The sequence below is a fragment of the Psychrobacter immobilis genome (assembly GCF_904846285.1).
Lineage (GTDB): Bacteria > Pseudomonadota > Gammaproteobacteria > Pseudomonadales > Moraxellaceae > Psychrobacter > Psychrobacter immobilis_D.
The window spans coordinates 203,914-225,390 of sequence record NZ_CAJHAD010000001.1 but is presented as its reverse complement, the minus strand read 5'-3'; the positions used below and the strand labels follow the sequence as shown (position 1 = coordinate 225,390).

General features: G+C 40.6%; 23 protein-coding genes and 2 tRNA genes. 3 read left to right on the top strand and 22 right to left on the bottom strand.

Features of this window, described 5'->3' with window-relative positions:
- Nucleotides 1-81: 81 nt before the first annotated feature.
- From JMX13_RS01010 to JMX13_RS00940, 15 genes are all read right to left on the bottom strand, one after another.
- Complete coding sequence (locus JMX13_RS01010) at nucleotides 82-711, bottom strand: DedA family protein (RefSeq protein ID WP_201608964.1); 630 nt, start codon at nucleotides 709-711, stop codon at nucleotides 82-84.
- Between the two features lie 182 nt (nucleotides 712-893).
- Nucleotides 894-1,592 (bottom strand): VIT family protein, encoded by a 699-nt coding sequence (locus JMX13_RS01005; protein WP_201608963.1) that lies wholly within the window; start codon nucleotides 1,590-1,592, stop codon nucleotides 894-896.
- A 93-nt stretch (nucleotides 1,593-1,685) separates the two neighbouring features.
- Nucleotides 1,686-2,369 carry a ferric reductase-like protein gene (locus JMX13_RS01000; protein ID WP_201608962.1) on the bottom strand — a complete coding sequence of 228 codons (684 nt, stop codon included), beginning with the start codon at nucleotides 2,367-2,369 and terminating at the stop codon, nucleotides 1,686-1,688.
- 2 nt (nucleotides 2,370-2,371) lie between these two features.
- Entirely contained in the window at nucleotides 2,372-3,514 is a 1,143-nt protein-coding gene (locus JMX13_RS00995) for an FAD:protein FMN transferase (RefSeq protein WP_201608961.1), read from the bottom strand.
- Between the two features lie 55 nt (nucleotides 3,515-3,569).
- Nucleotides 3,570-3,899, bottom strand: a complete 330-nt coding sequence (locus JMX13_RS00990; protein ID WP_227686158.1) for a hypothetical protein — start codon at nucleotides 3,897-3,899, stop codon at nucleotides 3,570-3,572.
- Nucleotides 3,889-4,464 (bottom strand): hypothetical protein, encoded by a 576-nt coding sequence (locus JMX13_RS00985; RefSeq protein ID WP_201608960.1) that lies wholly within the window; start codon nucleotides 4,462-4,464, stop codon nucleotides 3,889-3,891. The genes JMX13_RS00990 and JMX13_RS00985 overlap by 11 nt, the downstream gene beginning before the upstream one ends.
- Nucleotides 4,465-4,552: 88 nt before the next feature.
- Nucleotides 4,553-6,031, bottom strand: coding sequence for an ATP-binding protein (locus JMX13_RS00980; RefSeq protein WP_201608958.1), 1,479 nt, complete (start codon nucleotides 6,029-6,031; stop codon nucleotides 4,553-4,555).
- A gap of 92 nt (nucleotides 6,032-6,123) precedes the next feature.
- The gene (locus JMX13_RS00975) at nucleotides 6,124-6,798 is read right to left on the bottom strand and encodes a response regulator (RefSeq protein ID WP_201608956.1); all 675 of its coding nucleotides are present in this window, start codon (nucleotides 6,796-6,798) and stop codon (nucleotides 6,124-6,126) included.
- A 36-nt stretch (nucleotides 6,799-6,834) separates the two neighbouring features.
- The gene (locus tag JMX13_RS00970) at nucleotides 6,835-7,461 is read right to left on the bottom strand and encodes a cytochrome b/b6 domain-containing protein (protein WP_201608954.1); all 627 of its coding nucleotides are present in this window, start codon (nucleotides 7,459-7,461) and stop codon (nucleotides 6,835-6,837) included.
- Nucleotides 7,462-7,761: 300 nt separating this feature from the next.
- Nucleotides 7,762-8,490, bottom strand: a complete 729-nt coding sequence (locus JMX13_RS00965) for a PAP2 family lipid A phosphatase (protein WP_201608952.1) — start codon at nucleotides 8,488-8,490, stop codon at nucleotides 7,762-7,764.
- 47 nt (nucleotides 8,491-8,537) lie between these two features.
- On the bottom strand, nucleotides 8,538-8,972 hold the full coding sequence (locus tag JMX13_RS00960) for a diacylglycerol kinase (protein ID WP_201609257.1): 435 nt from the start codon (nucleotides 8,970-8,972) through the stop codon (nucleotides 8,538-8,540).
- A 318-nt stretch (nucleotides 8,973-9,290) separates the two neighbouring features.
- The gene (locus JMX13_RS00955) at nucleotides 9,291-9,878 is read right to left on the bottom strand and encodes a PepSY domain-containing protein (protein ID WP_201608951.1); all 588 of its coding nucleotides are present in this window, start codon (nucleotides 9,876-9,878) and stop codon (nucleotides 9,291-9,293) included.
- Nucleotides 9,879-10,058: 180 nt separating this feature from the next.
- Nucleotides 10,059-10,583, bottom strand: coding sequence for a cytochrome b (locus tag JMX13_RS00950; protein WP_201608950.1), 525 nt, complete (start codon nucleotides 10,581-10,583; stop codon nucleotides 10,059-10,061).
- Nucleotides 10,584-11,227: 644 nt separating this feature from the next.
- Nucleotides 11,228-11,668, bottom strand: a complete 441-nt coding sequence (locus tag JMX13_RS00945; RefSeq protein ID WP_201608949.1) for a hypothetical protein — start codon at nucleotides 11,666-11,668, stop codon at nucleotides 11,228-11,230.
- 19 nt (nucleotides 11,669-11,687) lie between these two features.
- Complete coding sequence (locus JMX13_RS00940; RefSeq protein ID WP_201608948.1) at nucleotides 11,688-12,173, bottom strand: hypothetical protein; 486 nt, start codon at nucleotides 12,171-12,173, stop codon at nucleotides 11,688-11,690.
- Nucleotides 12,174-12,483: 310 nt separating this feature from the next.
- Between JMX13_RS00940 and JMX13_RS00935 the strand changes: the two genes are divergently transcribed.
- Together JMX13_RS00935 and JMX13_RS00930 are read left to right on the top strand one after the other, a co-directional pair.
- Nucleotides 12,484-13,278, top strand: coding sequence for a hypothetical protein (locus JMX13_RS00935; protein ID WP_265088383.1), 795 nt, complete (start codon nucleotides 12,484-12,486; stop codon nucleotides 13,276-13,278).
- Between the two features lie 308 nt (nucleotides 13,279-13,586).
- Nucleotides 13,587-14,279 carry a DUF1345 domain-containing protein gene (locus tag JMX13_RS00930; RefSeq protein ID WP_201608947.1) on the top strand — a complete coding sequence of 231 codons (693 nt, stop codon included), beginning with the start codon at nucleotides 13,587-13,589 and terminating at the stop codon, nucleotides 14,277-14,279.
- A gap of 21 nt (nucleotides 14,280-14,300) precedes the next feature.
- Here JMX13_RS00930 and JMX13_RS00925 read toward each other — a convergent pair whose 3' ends face one another.
- The 3 genes from JMX13_RS00925 to JMX13_RS00915 form a co-directional block, all read right to left on the bottom strand.
- On the bottom strand, nucleotides 14,301-15,605 hold the full coding sequence (locus JMX13_RS00925) for a sensor histidine kinase (protein WP_201608945.1): 1,305 nt from the start codon (nucleotides 15,603-15,605) through the stop codon (nucleotides 14,301-14,303).
- 100 nt (nucleotides 15,606-15,705) lie between these two features.
- Nucleotides 15,706-16,392: a response regulator transcription factor gene (locus JMX13_RS00920; RefSeq protein ID WP_201608943.1), complete on the bottom strand. Its 687-nt coding sequence runs from the start codon at nucleotides 16,390-16,392 to the stop codon at nucleotides 15,706-15,708.
- 44 nt (nucleotides 16,393-16,436) lie between these two features.
- Nucleotides 16,437-18,152, bottom strand: coding sequence for a phosphoethanolamine transferase (locus JMX13_RS00915; protein ID WP_201608942.1), 1,716 nt, complete (start codon nucleotides 18,150-18,152; stop codon nucleotides 16,437-16,439).
- 165 nt (nucleotides 18,153-18,317) lie between these two features.
- On the opposite strand from JMX13_RS00915, the gene JMX13_RS00910 reads away from it, so the two are divergent.
- The gene (locus tag JMX13_RS00910; RefSeq protein ID WP_201608941.1) at nucleotides 18,318-19,313 is read left to right on the top strand and encodes a phosphatase PAP2 family protein; all 996 of its coding nucleotides are present in this window, start codon (nucleotides 18,318-18,320) and stop codon (nucleotides 19,311-19,313) included.
- 198 nt (nucleotides 19,314-19,511) lie between these two features.
- Here JMX13_RS00910 and JMX13_RS00905 read toward each other — a convergent pair.
- From JMX13_RS00905 to msrB, 4 genes are all read right to left on the bottom strand, one after another.
- Nucleotides 19,512-19,588 (bottom strand) — tRNA-Asp (locus JMX13_RS00905).
- 65 nt (nucleotides 19,589-19,653) lie between these two features.
- Nucleotides 19,654-19,729, bottom strand: a tRNA-Val gene (locus tag JMX13_RS00900).
- Between the two features lie 223 nt (nucleotides 19,730-19,952).
- Entirely contained in the window at nucleotides 19,953-20,447 is a 495-nt protein-coding gene (locus JMX13_RS00895) for a glutathione peroxidase (protein WP_201547072.1), read from the bottom strand.
- A gap of 152 nt (nucleotides 20,448-20,599) precedes the next feature.
- Entirely contained in the window at nucleotides 20,600-21,025 is a 426-nt protein-coding gene (gene msrB / locus JMX13_RS00890; protein WP_201547070.1) for a peptide-methionine (R)-S-oxide reductase MsrB, read from the bottom strand.
- Nucleotides 21,026-21,477: the final 452 nt, after the last annotated feature.

Below are 21,477 nucleotides of genomic sequence, written 5' to 3'. Positions count from 1 at the left end.
TCGTAAAATTTTACTAGCCCTATCTTATTAAACTGAATACAAGGGTCGTTCACTACAGCAGATAAACAACTATGTTTTCAATTAAATATTATTGATATTACGTCGAGCCATTAAACGACGTTTCATAAACCAACCAATAATAATAACCACAGCGAGTAATAAGAAACCCTTAGAGTACGGCGCTAGCATAGTCTCAATAATTTCGTAGTTCTCACCAAAATAATAGCCAGCAATGGTTAATAAGCTTGTCCAAATGCTTGAGCCCAAAGCAGTAAATACTAAAAAAGGAAGCATCGGCATTTTACTCATTCCCGCAGGGATGGATATAAATGAGCGAATACCCGGCACCATACGTCCAAAGAAGACCGCTTTGCTGCCATGTTTATCAAACCAAACACTAGAGGAACGTATATCACTAGGCTTAACGAATACGTATTTGCCGTATTTTTCAGTAAATACCATTAGGCGATCTTCATTCAGTAAGCGCCCTAGATAATATAACGGCAGTGCTCCAAGTACCGAGCCAAGCGTACCTGCTAGGATGACTAATATTAAGTTTAAATCACCTCTTGCTACCGCAAAACCAGCGGCAGGCATGATTAGCTCAGAAGGTATGGGGGGAAAAACATTTTCGGCAAACATGGCAAAAATAATACCGAGATAGCCAAATTTTGCCATGATAATTAGTACCCACGCGCTTACCTGACTCATTGAAATACCTTGTTAAGTAACCGATGTAATTTTTGAATCATGTACCATGAGCCAATATATCATGTACTTCTATTTCTACCTCTATTATCATAACTTAGCTTGGCGTTAAGATAGCGTTAAGGTGATGGCTAATATTAGGAATAGTTTGAAGTGATGGCTTGTTTTTAGAGATGTAGTGAACGTTAGACTGCCACGCCAAATAACCCTCCAATCAATGAGGTTGCAACCATCGCTAGCACGCCCCAAATGACTACTCGAGCAGTAGCAGGAATAACAGGTGCGCCACCCAAACGCGCCGATATTACCCCAAGTAGCGCTAAGCCTATTATGGTCAAAGATGATAATGACCAAACCAGTGTTTGTGCTGGCAACAGCAGAATACCAATAATCGGTAATATCGCCCCAGCAATGAAAGATAATCCAGAAGCTACTGAGGCATGAATCGGTTTTGCTTGACTTAAATCTGTTAAGCCAATCTCATCGCGGGCGTGAGCTTCAAGTGCATTGTGCTCAGTCAATGCTACCGCAACTTGATGTGCCAATACGTGATCGAGTCCGCGTGTCTCATAAATTTTTGTCAGCTCAAACAGCTCGCGCTCAGCGTTATGAGTCAGCTCATGTAACTCTTTGTCTAAATCTGCCTTTTCGGTATCTGCTTGAGATGATACTGAAATATACTCGCCAGCAGCCATTGATAAAGCGCCTGCTGTCAACGCTGCCATTCCTGTTAGTAGCAATGTTTGGCTGCTTGTACTTGCTGCAGCGACACCAACCAGTAAACTAGCGGTAGAAATCAAGCCATCATTCGCCCCCAGTACTGCCGCTCTTAACCAATGATTACGATTGCTTAAATGTACTTCATCATGAATAGAATGGTGCATAAATATCTTCAAACCTCAAACGGTGTTGACATGAATTAGAATATGTCAGTGTAGCTTATAACTGCTTACAACTTCACAACTCTTCATGCATAATTATTTGGCTTGTTTTAGCGCCACCAATCGATAGGTCATCAGTACAAAGACTGTCGTTTGACTAGCTGCATAAAATAACAATAAAGGCAGCGCTCGACTGTCTGAGCCCACCATAAATACATGAATGCTGATAAACATGTAAGCCATAAAAGTTAAAAAGTGCAACCAGCGCCATGCTGATTGCCCAATATACTTTTTAATATAGAAGCTAAAGGCGCAGATGAATAATAGCCAAAACCCCAATTGTCCCAGTGCAACCCCTACACGCTCAGTCTGAAAACCAAAAGGCAGTAAAATTTGCCATAGATTAAGATTTAAGAAGTTATCTGCTAATAAGATACCCGCATGGAACGCGGCAAAACCCACTGCTATCAGACTTAAATACTGATGTAAGGCAAATACTCGTGCCATATTAAAATGCTTGCCTAAAAGAGTGCTGAGCAATAAACCAAAAACGACTGCCAGCCAAAATAACGTATAAGCGATAACACCACTTGCCCGTGATAAATACCAGAAATGTTTATTCGTGGCTGTCAGTAGCTGAGAAACTGTTTCTCCCCAAGTTAACAACGCATAGCTGCCGACCCCGATAGCAATACTTAAGATTAAGCCAATCCATAGCACTTTAGTAAGAAGGGTTGTATTGGAAGCAGTATGACTGTTGGTAAGATTATTAATGTTCATAATTATGCTCCCATGCTAGCAATCAAGTTGGGCTGAACTAGTTTTGGATGCATAGCAGATGTCACTAGCACTTTGTTATTCGTATCGATTAACAATGCAGCAATAGCATGTTTATTAAGCCATGCCATCGCCTCTGTCACACCAAGAAGCACGCAGTATTTTGCGTAGACCTCTGCGATTAGTGTATCTGTGGCAAGTACGGTGGCGGTTAGGACATCACTGGTTACCGGACGAGAATAATGAGGGTGGATTAAATGGTGTTGCCAACGACCGTCGTGCCACCAGCGCCGATAATCTTGCCCAGATGTGGCGACAGCACCAGAGCTAAGGGCAAGAATGGCGACATCTTCTTCCTCTTGAATGTGCTTACTATTAGCAAAGTAAGGTTTGGCAATAGCAACTCCCCAAGTAATTGGTTTATCTATTTGGTCTCTTGGAACACCGATTGCCATATCTCCGCCCATATCTACTAAGCAAGGAAGTTGCCAGTCATGAACGTGGCTAATATGCTCAGCCAGTTGCATGGCGCACCAGCCTTTGACGTAACCATTCAAATCAAGCGCCATTCCCGCTGGCAGGTATACTTGATGCTTTCCATTAGCTAACTGGCGCAGCTGAATAAGTCCTATCTGCTGACTGTCGTTACTCGCCCTAGGGGTATCTTGCAGGCTTGCACTGGTATTTAAGGTCATATTTGAGGATGTATTTGAGCTAACCTTCGAGCCAGTCATGGGCGCGGATGGCATAGACATTTTGGGTAAAGTCTCAAATGAATGCTGATAACCTGCTGCCCAAAGTTCTTTCAGTAAAGTCGGGGTTACCAAACCTTGAGTCTTTGAGGTAAAGTGAATCGCGCGTTGTAAAACCTCGAATAATTCTGGGCTCACCTTAATCCATTGGTTGGTTTGGTTATTCAGTTGTATCAGCTCACTGGTATCATCAAAACGACTGAAAATGTGTTCCCATTGCGCTATGCGTTTTTGAATATCACTTGTTAGCAAAGCAATCTGCCGATCTATTACTACCTGTGAATAACGCGGGTTCAGCCTTGTGGTATTCAAGCTGATTTGAATATGACAACCCATGGCGAATAGTTTAATCGTTGCCAGTTCAGATGTGTTTTTATTGGGCATATTGGTTTTCATTTGCCGTTTCCTTTACTACAAACTTAAATTCAGTCACCGTTAACTTCCTCTTCACTTATTGAGAAGAACGTGTACGAGCGACCACTCTTATTGCTTCGGTAGGTGCTACCTCATTGACCTGTCTCAACTGGCCAATATCAACAATTGGCATTGGCTCAACAGCCATCTCGCTATTCTGAGAGACGGTAGTACTCAACACAGCGGTATCTATAGCTGGCGTATCTGTCTCTTGATTGAGTAATACTAGCCATCCCGCCATCGTGCCTGCAATCGAGACAATCATAATGCTGCTTTTAAGAGAGGCAAAAGGATCTGCTTTTTTAACAGTTTTGGTAGCGGCTGTATTAAGGCCTTTAGCCTGATTTGATTTGGTATTAGTCATCATAGCTATCCTTATCAAAGCCATCCTCATGATGTTGCTGATAGCTGGTAGCGATTAAACGCTCACTGTCTTTATAACGTTTGTCGTCGTGTTTTTTACTGCGGTGCTTATCATCTTTATGTTTGTCAGCATGCTTATCATCATCGTGATGCTTATCTTTATCGTCATCATGATCATCGTCTTCATAAAAGCCCTCAGCACGATAGTCACTAGTAACAACTGAGCTGGAAACTGGATTTAGGACTGCACCAAGATTGGCATCAATATACGTAGCGCCACTGTCTAATAGCACTTCATAGGCAGCTGTGCCGTTATAGTTGATAAGCTCTGGGGTAGCCTGCAATATCGCATTAGGCGCGTCTTGTTTGGCAAGCACAGTTGCTTGCGCAGCGCTGAGGGCTGCAAGCGATAACGGCTGGGTAGATTGAGATTGTGTGACGAGGTTTGCCACTGATAGGACGTTATCAGCGTTAGGCGACTGGGTAGATAAGGCGATAACGCCACCAAAGAATACTAGTGAGGTGGCACCGACTGTTAATAATAAGGGTTTTAATAGAGGTAGGCTCATAATATGTACTCCGTATATGTTATTAGGGAATACAAACAGCATACGGGGTGAATATTAACTCAAGCTTAAGACAGCTTATTTTAAATGCTTATAGTTCATTTTTATTTCTTATGGTTACGATAAAGCCCGTTTCTGGCTCGGAGCGGTTGATAAATTCCAATTTGAGACCATGCAGCTCGGCAATTCGATTGGCGATTGATAGCCCGAGACCGCTACCTAATTGGCTTTGACCTGCTGGACGATAAAAGCGTTCGCTTAACCGAGTGAGTTGTTCTGGCTCTACACCTAAGCCATTATCAACCACACTAATGGCATTGCTATCCAGCTGCAGCTCAATCGATGAGCCTTCGGGACAATAGCGAATAGCATTGTCTAACAGGTTGCGGATTAACAGCTTAAATAAAATGGGATTGATAAGAATGGGGAGAATATCAGCAGGATTATCACAGTTCACGGTACGTTTTAATTGAATGTGCTTTTCGCGAGCGAGGCGGTTGACGTCACTAAGTATAATATCTGTCAGCAGTAGCCAATCCGGACTTTCTAATTGTTCAGAGGGCAGCTGCTGTTGTGGTTCTATTTTGGCTAAAATCAGCAGTTGGTCGACTAAATGCGTGGCACGCTCTATACCGTCGCTGATTTTTTGGGCATGATAAAACAGCTGATTATTATCTTCGACGCCAGCTTCTAAGCCAGACAATTGCAATATCTGCTGCTGTAATAAGTCAGCTTGTAATTTTAATGCCGCCAATGGACTTCGTAACTCATGCGAGGCGTCAGCGGTAAAGCGTTGCTCACGGGCTAAGGTATCCGCAACTTTCACAAACAAAGCATTCAATGCTATCACCAAAGGCTGAATCTCTTTTGGTACATCGGCAGTGATAGGACTATCATCTTGTGGTTGACGTTGCTCAAGCTCCGCACTTATCTGTGTTAACGGCATAAAGCCGCGTCGAATCAATAGAATAACCAAAGCCATAAACGCAAATAGACCAATTAGCATTGGTAGTACTTGTACAGACATAGCATCAACAATCATCCCTTGGCGAGATTCAAGGTTTTGGCCGACAGCAATCACCCGACCTTCATGCTTATCATCGTGGTTATCATGCACATAAAATAAACGCCAGCGCTTACTAAAAGGGTTTAGGCGCTGATAGGCAGAATCCTGTTCTTCTAAAAATCCACGTTGGTCTGGCAAAAAAGCAAATGACTGACCATTTTCATCAGCCATTAATAGACGTCCTTTTTTATCCCAAATGGCAAAGCCCATATAGTCGTCTTCAGCTTCGCCGAGATCACCTGATAGCTGCTTACTTTTTAAATTATAGATTTTGGCCGCATGCTTTTTATTATGTTTACTGTCATCTTGTTCATGATTGTCTTTATCATGCGCTTCTTTAGGGGCGATACCGATTAAGTAACGGGCAACTTGGGTAATCTGCGTATCATTCATTTCATTGATTTCGTGCCATAAACGCCACGCAATAAAGCTAGAGGTGAGTACCCAAAGCAGAGGTAAACCAATCAGTAGAGATGTTAATAGCCGTTGCTGGATACTTTTCATAGGCGTACCTATTAGGAGGCAAAGTTAGGATGCAAAGTGTTAGAGGGCAAGGTAGATAAGCCAAACGTAGACGTAAGTCCTGTTAGTGACTGCTAACTATGACTATAAGCTGGATTGAGATAATAGCCGATACCACGTTTGGTTAAGATAAAATTATTGCCCAGTTTTTTACGTAAATGATGGATATGTACTTCGATGGCATTACTTTCGATATCTTGTTGCCAACCATACAGTTTATCTTCTAAACTTGCTCGGCTATGTATCTGCTTAGGATGGGTCAGCATTTGCTCTAATATGGCCACTTCCTTGACGGTCAATTCAACGACTTGACCTTGATAAGAGACTTGCTGAGTGTGAGGGTGATAGGACACTTCGCCATAGCGGATTTCAGGCTGACTGCGTCCCTGACTACGTCGCATTAAGGCTTGCAGACGGGCAATAACTTCATCTAAAGCAAACGGCTTGACCAAATAATCATCAGCGCCAGCATTGAGTCCCGCCACACGATTGGCAATCGCATCGCGCGCTGTGATAATCAATACTGGCGTATCTATCTGTTTGTCTCGCCAGTTTTGTAGCACGGTCATACCATCCCCTTTTGGCAAGGTCAAATCAAGCAGTACCGCATCAAACATGCCCTCTTGCAGCGCCATTTCTCCTTGCTTGGCATCGCTAAACCAATCGACCATCATACCGTGACTTTTTAAGCCGAGGATAATACCTTCAGCAATGCTGCTGTCGTCTTCTATCAATAATATGCGTGCCATGTTTATTCCACCGCTTTATTTATTCCGCCGCTTCGTTTATTTCACATCGGACGGCTTATCTAGCACCTTTTTCTTGCCCGTTATCATTGATTTAATCAGGTTTTGGCGTTGCCAATAGCTCATAGCAATCGCAGCGACGATATGTAAAGGAACGAGTAAATATAAACTGTTGGCTAATAACTCATGTATTTCTTCAAGCACATCTTTATTACCAAGCAGCTGTATGTGACTAAAAATATCTGTTTCCATCAGATAACCGGTGACTCCTAACCCTATAATCACTGCCCATAACGATAGCATCATAATGGCTGCCAATGGGTTATGACCGAGGTGCTGTTCATCAACGCGGCGAACACTTAAAGCCGATAAGTGACGTTTAAGTCGTGTCGGTGTTGGGAAGAAGTTCGTAAAGCGCGCATAGCGTGTTCCAACGAGACCCCAAAGTAAACGTACGACTACCAGCCCCAAGACGGTATAGCCTACATAGACGTGAAGATCGCTGCCGTCCTCGGTAAAGAATAGATTGGCAATAATACCAGCCGCGACTGTCCAGTGGGTAAATCTTACTAGAATATCCCAAACTTTGACCTGCCTAGTTTTAGGATTGCTAGGTAATTTTATGACAGAATCGTCGACCACATCAAGCATGTCTTGTTGGCGCATGGTTGTCACTCCCTTAGTAAATCGTTTATTGATTGACGATATCCTGCTGCTAAAAACAAAAGCTAAGCGAGATATCGTAAGCAGACTAGCGTTAGCATCGTCTGTCTTATCGCTATTACAACAAACAAATCTTAAGATGAGCTTAGGAAATGAAAAAATAGGAATATTTAGGTAGTGGTTAAGCGGTCATAGTATTCAGCGAGAATAATATGGTATTAGTTAGAGATACGGCTTAAGTGAATATGCTGGTTTGATGTGTGACTAGGGTCATCATCTTATAATACGGTTAAAGTGAGAAATTCATTCTTTGTTTATCTTGGTTCTACCAAAAAAAACCATCGCCAATCCACATGCTAGCGTCCATGCCAGCAGCATCGATACCAAGGTATGACTGAAAAAATGGTCGCCAAAGAGCATTTTGTACAGCCCCATCGTCCACCCTACGCCCGTAACTATCATAAAAATTTTATAGCGGTGTTTTTGTAGTGTCGGTAAAAATGCTAACCCATATAAAGAGAATCCTGCGCTGGCATGAGCCGCTGGGAAGCACTTTGCTGGTGTCATGGCTACTATGCTTTGCCAAAGATTAAGATAAGGTAAGTCACCATTGAATAGAGATAAATGATTGGGGCAACTGACATGGGTGAAGCTTTTGAGCGTCGCGATAACCGTGGGCACCATAATTATAGTGATCAATAGATACCCTATCTCTCGGCTAGACAATGCTGCGATTGGTCTAACAAAGTATGGTTGAGCATTCACGTTAGTAGAGTATCGACTTTGCCAATAACGCCAAGTTAAAATGGTTATTAAATAGACGCCGAATGATATTAGTAATAATTTAGGCAAGTCATAAAAAATAAACGCATAAGGCTGCGCGTCTTTTTCAAGTAGCCAATGTCCATTTTTATAGAAAAGCTCACTAATATGAACATCAAATTGGCTGTGTTCAAACGTCAGTGTGGCGATAATCGTTAAGCACAATAATTTGAGCCACATCCAATCAGTTGAATTTTTTGCTAGAGTCATTGAGTCACCTTTTAAAGTACATTAAGCCAAAAATATCTAAGTATTGCTCAATATAAAAGGTGCCATAACGCCATCATCCATAAGATAAACAACAGTGCTAACGCCAAAAATTGCGCTGCAGAACCCACGTCTTTAGCTATTTTGGCAAGTGGATGCTGCTCTGTTGAGGCATGGTCAACACTGGCTTCAATACCCGTGTTGAACAGCTCCACAATAAGGGATAAGAAAGAGGTAATTATCAGCATCATTTTTATGCTGATATCAAAAGGGATAAGTATGATTGCAATAAATAACACAAGGTTGAGCCAGAACACTTGTCTAAAAGCAGCCTCATATTTATAAGCGGCTTTAAAACCATCTATAGAATAACCGGCGGCTTTTATAATACGAGAAAGACCTTTGTTGCCTTTAGCAATACTGGCATAACTATCGGGTGCAAGCAGCTGGTTAGAGGTTTCTTGGCTCGAAGTATCATAATTCATCTTTTCGTCGTCAAGATTGATAGGGTTGTCATTGCTCATATTGAGTGCTCAATAGTCATTATTATCAAGGTATATGGTAAATTTTAAGTAGTATAAGATAGTAGAGATTAAGAAAGCGTTAAGGGAGTATTGACTTATAGAGGTAGCAAACGCAACAAAATAATTACTCTAGAGATATTATGATAGTGTTATCACTGATTACTTAAAATCTAAACACTAAACGAGCAATAGCCGATACCATATCTATCACAGTATCGGCTATTGCCTGCTATTTGGGTTATAAATTAATAATTAACAGTGACAATTTAAGCGTTTGGTTTAATCGTCATCTTCTACATCTACTTGACTGCTTAACACTTTGCCAGTATTGGCATCTATGCTCACATCATATATTTGATTGCCTTTGACAACTTCGATGTCATAAACAGACTGCCCTTTTTCTACCTCAAACTCAGCACTGATGACTTTACCATTCAAACTTTGTGCTGCTTTTTGCATGGCACTGGTCAACGACACTTTTGCTTGCTTCATGGCGTTATACTCAGCCAATTCCTTTTTATCTAGTTTCTCTTGCTTAGTCTTAAGAACTTTACCGGTATTGGCATCAATCTTCACTTCATATGACGTACCGTTAGATACAAATTCGACTTCATATTTACCGGTACCTTTATTTTTGCCATCGTCGTCATAATCAAACTCTGCACTGACCAGATCGCCTTTAGCATTTTGTTTGGCGATATTGATTGCCTGCGTTAGGCTAATTTTACTTTGCATAGCACTGAGCGCTTCACTTGAGCTTGCCACAGCTTTGGTATTGGCAACAGGCGCTGCAATAGCAGTTGCGCCGATACCGGCAACAGTCAGAGCGACAATCATTGATTTGGTTAACATTGATAAGTTTTTCATAAGCTTTATCCTTTGTATTAAGTCGATTTGTGACATTCCGTTCAGTGGTTTTGTCAGCTACCTTTTTGGTATGAATCCATAATACGACCTGAAACTTAAGAGAAGCTTAACGGGAATTTAGAGTTTGATTAGTAAGTAAAAATAATAGAGCTACCTTTACTGGACAAGTGATTGAAACAATTATTTCATACGATTGATGAGCTTATCTTTTAAAATAAACTGATGATAGAGTGCTGCGCCAATGTGCAATAAAGTAAGGCCTATAATCATCGGCCAAATAACACCCGTATGTATATTTTCATAAAAGCGTGCTGTACTACGATTAGGGGTTACAAAAACAGGAATTTCGAACAGTCCAAACATATCGACTGGATGACCGCCATAGACTGACGTTAATAGGCCAGCCACAGGCATTGCAATCAGAATCATATAAAGAGCTAAATGAGTCAACTGCGATATTTTTTTTTGCCAAGGCGGCATGACAACAGCTGCTGGTACTTTAATCAACAAGCGATTGAATGCACGTGCAATCATCCAAAACAACACACTGAGACCAAAGGCTTTGTGTAAATTAATATATAAGTTCTGATCAGTATTTTGGTACACAACTATTAGTATCCAAGTTATCAGCAATAAAATCGCACTTATCCAGTGAAATATTCGGCTGCTAACTGGCCATTTTTGTACTTGTATTAGCTTTTCCATATATCACCTCATATATAAACATATTTTTGTTATTATTAGATTTTTCAGAAACAACTTAATATAGCGATTTTTCATAGATACAGTAGATTTCTAAGAGTATTCAATAGCTGTTTCATGCTCATTCTAAATATATTGCTTGATAGTCAATATAATCAAAGTACATGGCAGGTTATTTAAAATAAAAAGTGCAATCAGTCATATGGCTGTTGTCAGTATCCCAGTGTAGGAGGTCACAGGTTAGCACTTGGGTATGAGTATGAGCTTGGGGTTGTTAAGAAAATGTTAAGGTTAAATACTTTTCATTTATTCTTTAATCCTCATCCTCCATATCGACCTGACTGCTTAAAACCTTGCCAGTATTGGCATCTGTGCTTACATCGTATATCTGATTGTTTTTGACCACTTCGATATCATAGATAATAAATCGATTTCTGACAGACTTTTCGTGGTGTTGTCAGCTACCTTGTGGGTATGAATCTATAATACGAGAGATGACAGAGGAGAAACTTAGCGAGGATTAAGAGTTTGATTAGCCGGGGTTGGTTAAGTATGTTTCGGAGACAAAAAAGGTGAGTGAAAGTACTACGAATAGTAGACTAAGCGAGCCTGATGCTATTTCTGATTTATATAGGATTTGACTATATTTAATTATCGTTTGGGTGGTTTAAAGCCCACTCATAGAGTTTTTTGAGTCCATAGCTTCCGGGGTCAACGAGTTCAAGCATATCTGCACAAGCTTCAGCACACGATACTCGGTATACAGGATTGTAAAAGCCAGGTGTCTTTGGTCTAAATAGAGCGAGATAGTCATATTTAAAGTGTTGGCGCTTTTGAAACCAGCGCAGAACGTAACCCATATCGCACATCACTGGTATCAGAACCCAATGACTGCGTGACATATCAATGCTCTTGCGTCTCAGTCCGCCATCACGGTGGCTTGAGCCAATACAATCGTAGCATCCATTACCAAGATCCTCGACTACCAGCTCGCAGTGACTATAAGGTGAGCCGTCAATCAGACTAATAGCTCGATCTAACAGCGTTCCATGCGTCGCCGTATAAAAAGCCAAATAGGTAGGTTGCATCAAAAACCTCCTTTAAGAATTATAGTTTGCTAGGGAGTTTGCTTATATCTTTAGCTATATTCGTCTGAGTAGCCCACTCATAGAGTTTTTTGATTCCGTAGCTTCCAGGGTCCACTAACTCTAGCATATCTGCACAAGCCTCAGAACAAAATTGAAAATGAGCAGGTTCGTAAAAGCCGGGAATGACGGTTCTAATGATACCAAGATAGTTATATTTGAAGTGTTGGCGTTTGTTGAACCAACGCAGAACATGAGCCATATCGCACATCACCGGTATCAGAACCCAATGATTGTCTGACATATCAATCTTCTTACGTCTCAGTCCACCATCATGATAGCTTGAGCTAATACAATCGTAACACTGATTACCAAGATCCTTAATGACAAGCTCACAGTGACTAAAAGGAGAGCCATCAATCATACTAATAGCTCGATCTAAAAATCCTCCATGTTTGGCAATGTAGAAAGCAAGATAGGTGGTTTGCATTACATAATCGTGTCGCATATTAAGCCTCCAAAAGTCCTTTTTCTTAAACTTGATACTAGGGTGAAATATGGTTGATAACAGCGATTTTCATAGACTTTAGCATAGCATTTGTCGATAGTATTGGTACAAACCCTTGACACAGATTACAAATAAAGGAAAAAGTCTTAAAGAGTAGTGGATGTTAATAATTTGATTAGGAGAACCTGTTTATATTAAAAGGTAAATGATGACGTCTTAACACTTTCTTAATAGCTGGGTGGCTACTATAAGTCGAGAGCGTAGCAAATATAGTGCTATGTCTTAACCATCCTAAAAAAGGAAAGCACTCATGTCTACGTCCCGTCAAATACTTGCATCAGAAAATAGCCTATCTAAACCGTCTAAGCTTGGTCATATGCTTAATAAAGTGCCTGAAATTACGATCGTGTTTTGGCTGATCAAAATGATGTCAACCACAGTCGGTGAAACTGCCGCCGATTTTATGATTTTTAATTTCAAGCTAGGTCTGCCGACGACGTCTCTTATTATGACCGTGCTATTTGTAATCGTATTAGTAGTACAACTAAAAGCTAAAGAATATATACCGTGGAAATACTGGTTAACCGTCGTATTCGTCAGTATTCTTGGTACGCTGATTACCGATAATATGACAGATAACCTTGGCATACCATTAGCGTACTCAACGATAGGATTTAGCATACTCCTTGCAGTAGTCTTTGCGGTTTGGTATGCCCGAGAGAAGACTTTATCTATTCATCACATTGATACTTTTCCTCGTGAATTATTCTATTGGATAGCTATCTTAGCTACTTTCGCGCTAGGTACTGCCGCAGGTGACTGGTTTGCTGAAGGGCTTAATATCGGCTATCAAAACTCTACATTGATATTTGCGGCAGGAATCGCTCTTATTACAGCTGGGTTTTATGTGCTTAAGTTAAACAGCGTTTTATGCTTTTGGTTGGCTTATATTTTGACCCGTCCTTTGGGCGCAGCGCTTGGTGATTGGTTGTCACAACCGATAAAAAATGGAGAGTTGGCTCTAGGCGTGACCAGTAGCAGTATTGTATTTTTATTGATGATTGTGGGCTTGGTAGGCTATGAGACCTATAAAAAAAGATTGTGAAATTGAAGGCTGTATATGAAGTTAATCTCATCTCTGCTAGCAGCCTATGCTATAGATAATAAATTATGATGAAAATAAAAATCAACTGGTAATGGTTCATTGCCCTCATTAACATCGAAAGAAATACAACCCTCATTGGGAAGCTCGTTATATGGGGATCGAGACTGGACCTGGAGCTGGCATGAGGCCTATTAAATGACTAACAGGTACCAAATAACTTATCTGCGATGTATTTGGAAGCTTGGTTAAAAATAGCGCGCAATAGATACTATAATCTGAACCATAATGAATACAGTTTGATTGACACTATGATAAGAATATCAAATACGTTTCTTAGCCACTGGCGCTTATTAGGCAGTCTACTAGGTGGAGCAGTTATTGGCTTAATAGTAGCGGCAATATGGCCACTCTCTTTTAGTACCAGCTTTATTATTGGTTGGGACAGTGCTATTTTGATCTATATCGTCAGTATCATCATGATGATGCGTGCTAATACCATTCATGGTCACCTAAACGAAGATCATGAAGGCAAAGTAATCATCTTGAGCCTCATCAGTACTGCAAGTTTAATCTGTTTATTAGCGATCTTTAGGCAAACTCAGATTGGCAAAGACTATCAAGGTACGGCACGCATTTTAATTATTGCACTTACGGTCGTTACTATTTTTATTACTTGGCTGATGATACAAGTCATTTTTGCTATGCAATACGCTTATTTATATTTCTCTAAACAACGTAGTGAATCAAATCTACCTTTTATGTTTCCTGAGGCAATGGTTGAGGATAAGGGTAGCAGCGCTGAGTCAGCAACCATAGTAAGCGCTAAGTTTGAAGATTTCTTTTATTGTGCAGTTGCCATTGGTACTTCAGGCCAAACTGCTGATATTGCTTTTACTTCAAAGGCAGGTAGAAAGCTTGCTACCCTACACAGCATCATCGCCTTCGTATTTAATTTGGTTATTATCTCTTTATTAATTAATATTATAGCCAGCTATATATAATTGATTTGAGATTGCACAATCCTACTTGTAATAAATACTAAACGTACTACCACCTGTAGCATTGGCTTGATGGATAAGCTCCCAGTCCATATGAGTCATGATACGTTGCACAATGCTAAGACCCAAACCGCTACCTTCTACCTGATCGGCTGTGTTTACCTCATTTAGACGTTCAAATCTCTCATAGAGTAGCGGCATCATGGCTTCAGGAATACCAAGACCAGTATCAGTCACCGTAATTTTTTCAGCATCAATAGTTACGATCACTTCACCATCATCAGTGTATTGAAAGGCATTTTTTATTAAATTACCCAACGCCATTTTTAACAGCTCAGGTCGTACATAAGCCACATACTCTTTATCAGCGACTACTTTACAAGTTACCGGTTTATGGCGGAGCAAATATTGTAAGCGTGATACTTCGCTCATAGCGATGGTGTTGATAGAAGTTGGCGGTGTGTCCAACTGTTCAGGCGCGCGCGATAACAGTAATAAGGCACTGATGATTTCAGAGGTTTCTTTGGCAGTCGTGCTAATACGGTTGGCGAATTCGCCCAAGTAACCGTTGTCTTCAAGCTGTGAGGCTAGTACTTCAGATGCGCCCATGATGATAGTCAATGGGGTACGCAATTCATGACTGACATCGCCGGTAAACAGCTGCTCACGTTTTAGATATTGTTCTAGTTTATGGTTTTTTTCATCGATAGCTCGTGCTAACACCCCAACTTCTGAAGGTAGATGGGTTAATTCGGTTAAATTTTGATGATCGGTTTCTACTGCCTTTTTTAAATCTAGTAAAGGCTTGATGATTTGCTTAGAGGATAAATGCGAGAATAGCGCAGCAATGAGCAAACTTAGGATAACCGCCATTTTCAATGCGTCGGCAAATATACCCTCTAATTCTTCGAAGATGGCCAAAACAGGATAGTGTTCCATCACCATTTCAGACCCTTCTAAGTAGGTCAAAACATACTTTTGCTCATTTTGTTGATAGGCAAAAAAGTGCAGATTAGCCTCAGTGTTGCCCGCTTTACTATTCACGCTCACCCGCATCTCTTGAACCGTTCCATTGGCTAGCGCTTTTAAATGCTCGGGCGCGCTATCATAATGATAAATTTTAATACCGGGATCTGCTGTATAAATAGCCTGCTCGCCATATTTTTCTTGACTGAGTTGCAGCTGTTGCAGTAGACGCCCTTTCACTAAGTCCTGTTCAATTCGCATCTCAGCATACATAAAAATACTGACGAACGTGGTGCAAAGCAGTAAGGCGAATAAAAAATATGAGATTCGAAACTTATTAGCGATTGAGTCTATAGTGAACATGGCGTGTGCTTATTTAGTGTAAGTCAGTAGATGGCGTAAGAAAAAATATAGATACGACTGTTTATAATAGACTCTAATCTGTAAATGGTATTGTGAAATTTTAGACTTTGTCTGGGTCAATAATTTGATAACCAACACCAGCTATGGTTATTATCATAGGCTTAGCGAACGGCTTATCAACTTGTGCACGCACACTGTGCAAATGTGTTCGAAGCGCATCACTACTTGGTATATCCTGTCCCCATACCTTTTCCTCAAGCTCAGTTTTACTAACCACTCTAGGCGAGGCACTCATTAAGGCATGCAAGATTTTAAATCCTGTCGGGGTTAGTTTTAGCAGCTTGTCTTCTCGTTTGATACTGTGTTGCTCAGTATTTAAAGACAGCTTACCAACTTCAATAGTATGTTGAAAATGTTCATCCTGATTACGACGTATTAAGGCTTTAATGCGCGCTTCTAATTCAACCAATGAGAAAGGTTTGACCAAATAATCATCCGCACCACTATCAAACCCTGCCACTTTGTCCAAAACAGTATCACGCGCGGTTAGCATCAATACGGGCGTTTTATCATGCAATTCTTCTCTGAGCGTTTTGCACAGCTTAGTACCGTCCATACCGGGTAGCATGACGTCTAGCAGTATCACGTCGTAACGGTTGCTCGTTGCCAGTGCCAAGCCACTCAGACCATTATGCGCATTATCTAGCTCAAAGCCTTTTGGCTCAAAAAAAGCATAAATATTTGCTACGATATCAGGATTGTCTTCAATAATAAGTATCTTATACATAATGGCTGCTATCTACAAAAAGTGTGAATTGGATAAAAAACAGTTTAATGGGTAGTCTTAAAAAAGGTTGGTTCTGACTGAACTTCTTTAGTCGTAATATTAAAAAATCTGAGCAGGGTTGGCGTAATGAAATCATGTGATACTGGTTGATTGATCATATCAGATAGACTCTTGGTATTAATACCGTTGTTTTTAGGCGACCAAATAATCACTGGCACCTGCTTTTGAGCATTCGGTGCAATATCATACGGTAAACCATGTAAATACACGTTGTTTTCACCCAAACTCTCTCCATGATCACTAATATAGACCATCACCACATCATAGTCCTGCTCGTATGATTTCAGCTTATCGATAGTGGCATTTAAAAAGTAATCGGTATAGCGAATCGCATTGTCATAGCCATTAATAACTGACTGGTCATCGCATTTAGACAGCTCATTGGTCATACAGACGGGCTTGTATTCCTCAAAATCTTTCGGGTAGCGTTTATAATAAGCAGGACCATGATTGCCCATTTGATGTAGTAAAATTAGGGTATCTTGTGGCTGAGCCGCTGCTTTGCCCGCTGTATTCGACTTAACTAAAGTATCAAAACCATCGAGCATACCTATATCGCGACATTCAACATCACAATCGGGGTTTGTATCGGATGTTCTATAGTCCTCAAAAGTGACGCGGTCTGCCACGCCTTTAGAGCTAGAATTGTTGTCCCGCCAAATGACATTAACACCTTGTTTGTTGAGGGTATCCAGTACATTTTCATGATACTCAGCAGTGTCTATGTCGTAGTCTTCTCGGTTGGCATAACTGAACATACAAGGTACTGAATACGCTGTAGAGGTTCCACAGGAAGTAGCATCTTTGAAGCTATAGATATCCGCTTGCTTAGCAAGTAGCGGCATCGTATCGCGCTTATAACCGTTTAAGCCAATATGGTCAGCGCGAACGGTCTCACCGACTACAAATACCATAAGCTTAGGTTTTACCTTGCCAACCGTAGTTGTCCGCTTAGCATCTACAGCATGAGCAGTCATCGTATCAGGGCGACGCAATTCATCGACATAGTCGGTACCGAGTTTTATGACTGAATAAATGGGCGTAATGGGATTGGTATAACTACGCACCATTTTATGTTGACGAAAGAAGCTGGCATACTGGTCACCAAACGGCAATAGGCAAACCGCTATCAACACAATAGACAAAATCAAGGTAATTGCCTTTTGTACGATTGAGCGACCTATAGACAAACGCTTTATTCGCAGCTTACTGATAATAAAAGCAGGTAACACCCCTAATAATAGCAGTCGAATAACAAAGCTTGGCGCCATCAGTCCCATCGCTTCTGCTTGGTCCGTCTGTAAGCTATTAATCAACATACCGCTATCAAATATTGTTCCGTAGCCATCGGTAAAATAACCACATATGGCCGCAATAATGAGCATTATGCTAAGCACAGGTTTTGCTATCGGGCGGTAGCACAATAGCTGAAACAATAACCACATCAGCCCAAACAGTAAGCCAGTAAGAGATATAATAAAGCCAACATTGTCAGCAAACGGATATATAGCGAGTACTTGCTTAAAGAAACCTATATTTGCCGTAGCAACCAGATATAGCGCCACCACTATAATCAAGTAAGCGAGGTTTACCTCACGATTATAGAATCTTCTTTTCTCGCTAGTTGCAGTATTGGCTGTGACAGAATCTATACTATTGGCTTCTGCAATACTGGCATCAGTGACTAAGTGTTTTGACATACACGGACTTCTTAATAGAATGAGGGAAATTTCATTCTTTAATTTAGCAATTACCCTGTTAAGAAGATGTTAAGAAGACTAGATAATAAAATTTATAAAGTATTTAATGTTTTAGGAATTTATAACACATCTACAACCACTGTTTCCAGAAGAGAACTCTTACCCATGACCAACTTTATCCAAGAAAATCAGCCGTTGCTCATATTAGGAAGCTTAATTCTATTAGTGATGGTTGTGTTATGGGTTTTGCAATATGGATTGATTCGTTATGGTAAGAAAATACTGAATCACGCGCTGCGATATTGGACGGCGATTAAACAGTACTGTAGTCAAAGCAAACGACTTATTCGATTAAGAAATAATTATCCAAAGCTGTATCATGTTTTATCGCAAAGGCTTCATATACAGCATTTTTATGGCTTACCTCTGACACTTTTAGTGCTAGTCATGGGTTATATTCTATTTTTGTTTCTCGGCTTGGTTGAAGATGTCGTCACTTCAGATACTATTGTGGCGATGGATCACTTTGTGTCACAGCAGATGAGTATGCTAAGTGAGTCGCCCCTAGTAACGTTTTTCATCCTAATTACCAGCTTCGCCTCTACTGCAACGACATGCTTAGTTGTATTTTTAACTTGTATTTTATGTTGGGTAATTCGCCAGCGTTATATATTGATAGGGTTACTGGTAGCCACTTTAGGAAGTACAATATTTACCTTTCTTAGTAAACTATTATTTCAACGCGATCGACCAGTTCATATTCTGCTGTTCGAGCAGACAGATTCCTTTCCGAGTGGACATGCAACGATTACAGTTGCGCTATATGGATTTCTTGCTTATACGGCCATTCGTTTTAGCCGCAACTTTAGTCAGCAAGTCCGTATAGTGGTAATGACTGTCTTTTTTTCTATACTGGTAGGCTTAAGTAGAATTGTACTCAATGAGCACTATTTGAGTGATGTGCTAGGAGGTTATTTGGTCGGCACATTATGGCTCACGGTAGCGATTAGTGTGACAGAGTGGCTAAGAGCGAGTGATAGAATTGATTGGCAAGCAGAATGGTCAGTTGCTCATCTTCGTCTGGTCTGGCTCAGTGTTGTATGTGTCATCATTGGCTCATTTATCTATGCGCTATTTTATCAATTTCCCCTCTTAGTATAATGAGAGTTGAGTCAGTAGTTGGATGCTTAATACGAAAAAACCAGCGCGAATTTAACGGACAGATAACTTATCTCACCATTTGGTTAATTTAACACCAGATAGCTATAATAGTATTTTAGAGACACAAAAAAACCTCAAGTAAACGAATACTTGAGGCGAAACTTGCTTAAACTCGAAAGTTTAAATTCGTTTTAAATATGGCGCAGCGGACGGGACTCGAACCCGCGACCCCCGGCGTGACAGGCCGGTATTCTAACCAACTGAACTACCGCTGCTTAGGTCATACTTAGTTTATTTAACCACTTAGCCTACTACTTAAGAGTAGCACTATACTAAATAGTGGTGGGTGATGACGGATTCGAACCGCCGACATTCTGCGTGTAAGGCAGACGCTCTACCAACTGAGCTAATCACCCTTCGAACAATTGCTAGGCAATTTATTCAACATTAACAGAGCTCTAAGTTTGTCACTAAGCTCTGCTGCTGTGGGTGTGTATTATATAGATTTACACATGGCTGTCAAACACTATTTGCCCTTTTCTTACGAATTTTTCCTGAATTTATCAATTCTATAGGCAAGCCTCTGTTTTCATTGGCTTTATATTTTATACAAAACCAATGATTTTTGCAGCTTATTCTCTATTTCCCTGCTAGCGCTTGCTCAATATCGGATTTAAGCGCTTCAGGCTTGGTGGTTGGCGCATAACGATCAATCACTTGTCCATCTGAACCAATTAAAAACTTAGTAAAGTTCCATTTGATGCCGTCTGTCAGCATGCTCAGCATACCGCCCTTCTCTTCCTTTAACCACTCAAAAATAGGATGAGCATCTTTACCATTGACATCAACCTTCGCCATCATCGGAAAGCTGACGCCATAATTCTTTTGACAAAATGCGCCAATCTCTTCATTACTGCCAGGGTCTTGAGCGCCAAACTGGTTACAAGGAAAACCGATCACCACCAGTCCTTGATCTTTATATTGTTGATACAACGCCTCTAGACCTTCAAACTGCGGCGTAAAGCCACATTTGCTAGCGGTATTGACGATTAATAACACTTTGCCTTTATAATCGGCAAAGGCTTGCGAGGTGCCGTCCATACGTTCAGCGGTAAAATCATAAATAGTGCTCATCATTCATCCTTAAATTAATTGTTTTATTGTTTTCAGGTTTATAAGAAATTTGCAGGTTTATAAGAAAAAAGGAAGCACCACGTACTTCCCTCTTCTCAGTCTAACTTTAACTAAAATACTGATTTTAGCCAAACTACTGACTATATTGACATTTATTCTTCAGTTTTATCCAAATCAATAGATAAAGAGTTGATGCAGTAGCGCATGCCAGTAGTCTCACGAGGTCCATCAGGAAATACGTGACCCAAATGCGCGCCGCAATTGCTGCACGTTACTTCGGTACGGCGCATGCCCAACGAGTCATCAACATGCTCATCGATGGCACCATTATCGATACCTTGGTCGAAGCTTGGCCAGCCGCAACCTGCGTCAAACTTACTGTCCGACTCAAACAAGCTTGCACCGCAGCCTTTACAGCGATAGATACCTTTATCATTGATATCATTATAGACGCCAGTAAATGGACGCTCTGTGCCCTTCTCACGCATCACATGATACTCATCGGCACTCAAGCGCTCTTTCCAGTCCGCTTCGGTCAACTGGCTGATTTCTTCTTTGCTTAATTGGTTGTCTTGCATCGTATATCCTTATGGAATGTTTGGATGAAATGATTGGTTATCTCATTTGTTTTACGTCATCTAATAGCAAAAATTTATCGTTCGTTTTTATAAAAACGATGACCTTTATCTGCTGCTTATCGGCTGACTATTCAAGGTCATTATTATAAAACTGCTCAATCTACCAGCTGAAAGCCTAAGGTTTTGAGAAACTGAATAAGAGATAGAGAAGTAAAATATAACAAATTATTTTGCCGATTAAATAAGTAAAGTTGTAATTTTATTGGGTTTCTATACCTGCTTACTTAATCATCAAGAAAGATAGATAAAAGACTGATTAGAGTTGTCTTTGCAAGTTATTCTTGCATTTTTCTATAAATTGAAAACTAATTTGTTGATATCCATCCTAATACTTGCATTATAAGGTTATTTGCAATAATATCTTGCATTAGTAATGGTTTATGGCTAATCAC

What these genes read in the sequence shown, in the direction of transcription:
- JMX13_RS00930 (WP_201608947.1), top strand. Translation starts at nt 13,587, where the DNA reads ATGATAAGAATATCAAATACGTTTCTTAGCCACTGGCGCTTATTAGGC.
- JMX13_RS00950 (WP_201608950.1), bottom strand. Translation starts at nt 10,583, where the DNA reads ATGGAAAAGCTAATACAAGTACAAAAATGGCCAGTTAGCAGCCGAATA.
- JMX13_RS01000 (WP_201608962.1), bottom strand. Translation starts at nt 2,369, where the DNA reads ATGAACATTAATAATCTTACCAACAGTCATACTGCTTCCAATACAACC.
- JMX13_RS00945 (WP_201608949.1), bottom strand. Translation starts at nt 11,668, where the DNA reads ATGCAACCTACCTATTTGGCTTTTTATACGGCGACGCATGGAACGCTG.
- JMX13_RS00910 (WP_201608941.1), top strand. Translation starts at nt 18,318, where the DNA reads ATGACCAACTTTATCCAAGAAAATCAGCCGTTGCTCATATTAGGAAGC.
- JMX13_RS00995 (WP_201608961.1), bottom strand. Translation starts at nt 3,514, where the DNA reads ATGAAAACCAATATGCCCAATAAAAACACATCTGAACTGGCAACGATT.
- JMX13_RS00920 (WP_201608943.1), bottom strand. Translation starts at nt 16,392, where the DNA reads ATGTATAAGATACTTATTATTGAAGACAATCCTGATATCGTAGCAAAT.
- JMX13_RS00960 (WP_201609257.1), bottom strand. Translation starts at nt 8,972, where the DNA reads ATGAATTATGATACTTCGAGCCAAGAAACCTCTAACCAGCTGCTTGCA.
- JMX13_RS00940 (WP_201608948.1), bottom strand. Translation starts at nt 12,173, where the DNA reads ATGCGACACGATTATGTAATGCAAACCACCTATCTTGCTTTCTACATT.
- JMX13_RS00990 (WP_227686158.1), bottom strand. Translation starts at nt 3,899, where the DNA reads ATGATGACTAATACCAAATCAAATCAGGCTAAAGGCCTTAATACAGCC.
- JMX13_RS00915 (WP_201608942.1), bottom strand. Translation starts at nt 18,152, where the DNA reads ATGTCAAAACACTTAGTCACTGATGCCAGTATTGCAGAAGCCAATAGT.
- JMX13_RS01005 (WP_201608963.1), bottom strand. Translation starts at nt 1,592, where the DNA reads ATGCACCATTCTATTCATGATGAAGTACATTTAAGCAATCGTAATCAT.
- JMX13_RS00955 (WP_201608951.1), bottom strand. Translation starts at nt 9,878, where the DNA reads ATGAAAAACTTATCAATGTTAACCAAATCAATGATTGTCGCTCTGACT.
- JMX13_RS00980 (WP_201608958.1), bottom strand. Translation starts at nt 6,031, where the DNA reads ATGAAAAGTATCCAGCAACGGCTATTAACATCTCTACTGATTGGTTTA.
- JMX13_RS00925 (WP_201608945.1), bottom strand. Translation starts at nt 15,605, where the DNA reads ATGTTCACTATAGACTCAATCGCTAATAAGTTTCGAATCTCATATTTT.
- msrB (WP_201547070.1), bottom strand. Translation starts at nt 21,025, where the DNA reads ATGCAAGACAACCAATTAAGCAAAGAAGAAATCAGCCAGTTGACCGAA.
- JMX13_RS00975 (WP_201608956.1), bottom strand. Translation starts at nt 6,798, where the DNA reads ATGGCACGCATATTATTGATAGAAGACGACAGCAGCATTGCTGAAGGT.
- JMX13_RS01010 (WP_201608964.1), bottom strand. Translation starts at nt 711, where the DNA reads ATGAGTCAGGTAAGCGCGTGGGTACTAATTATCATGGCAAAATTTGGC.
- JMX13_RS00965 (WP_201608952.1), bottom strand. Translation starts at nt 8,490, where the DNA reads ATGACTCTAGCAAAAAATTCAACTGATTGGATGTGGCTCAAATTATTG.
- JMX13_RS00985 (WP_201608960.1), bottom strand. Translation starts at nt 4,464, where the DNA reads ATGAGCCTACCTCTATTAAAACCCTTATTATTAACAGTCGGTGCCACC.
- JMX13_RS00935 (WP_265088383.1), top strand. Translation starts at nt 12,484, where the DNA reads ATGTCTACGTCCCGTCAAATACTTGCATCAGAAAATAGCCTATCTAAA.
- JMX13_RS00895 (WP_201547072.1), bottom strand. Translation starts at nt 20,447, where the DNA reads ATGAGCACTATTTATGATTTTACCGCTGAACGTATGGACGGCACCTCG.
- JMX13_RS00970 (WP_201608954.1), bottom strand. Translation starts at nt 7,461, where the DNA reads ATGCGCCAACAAGACATGCTTGATGTGGTCGACGATTCTGTCATAAAA.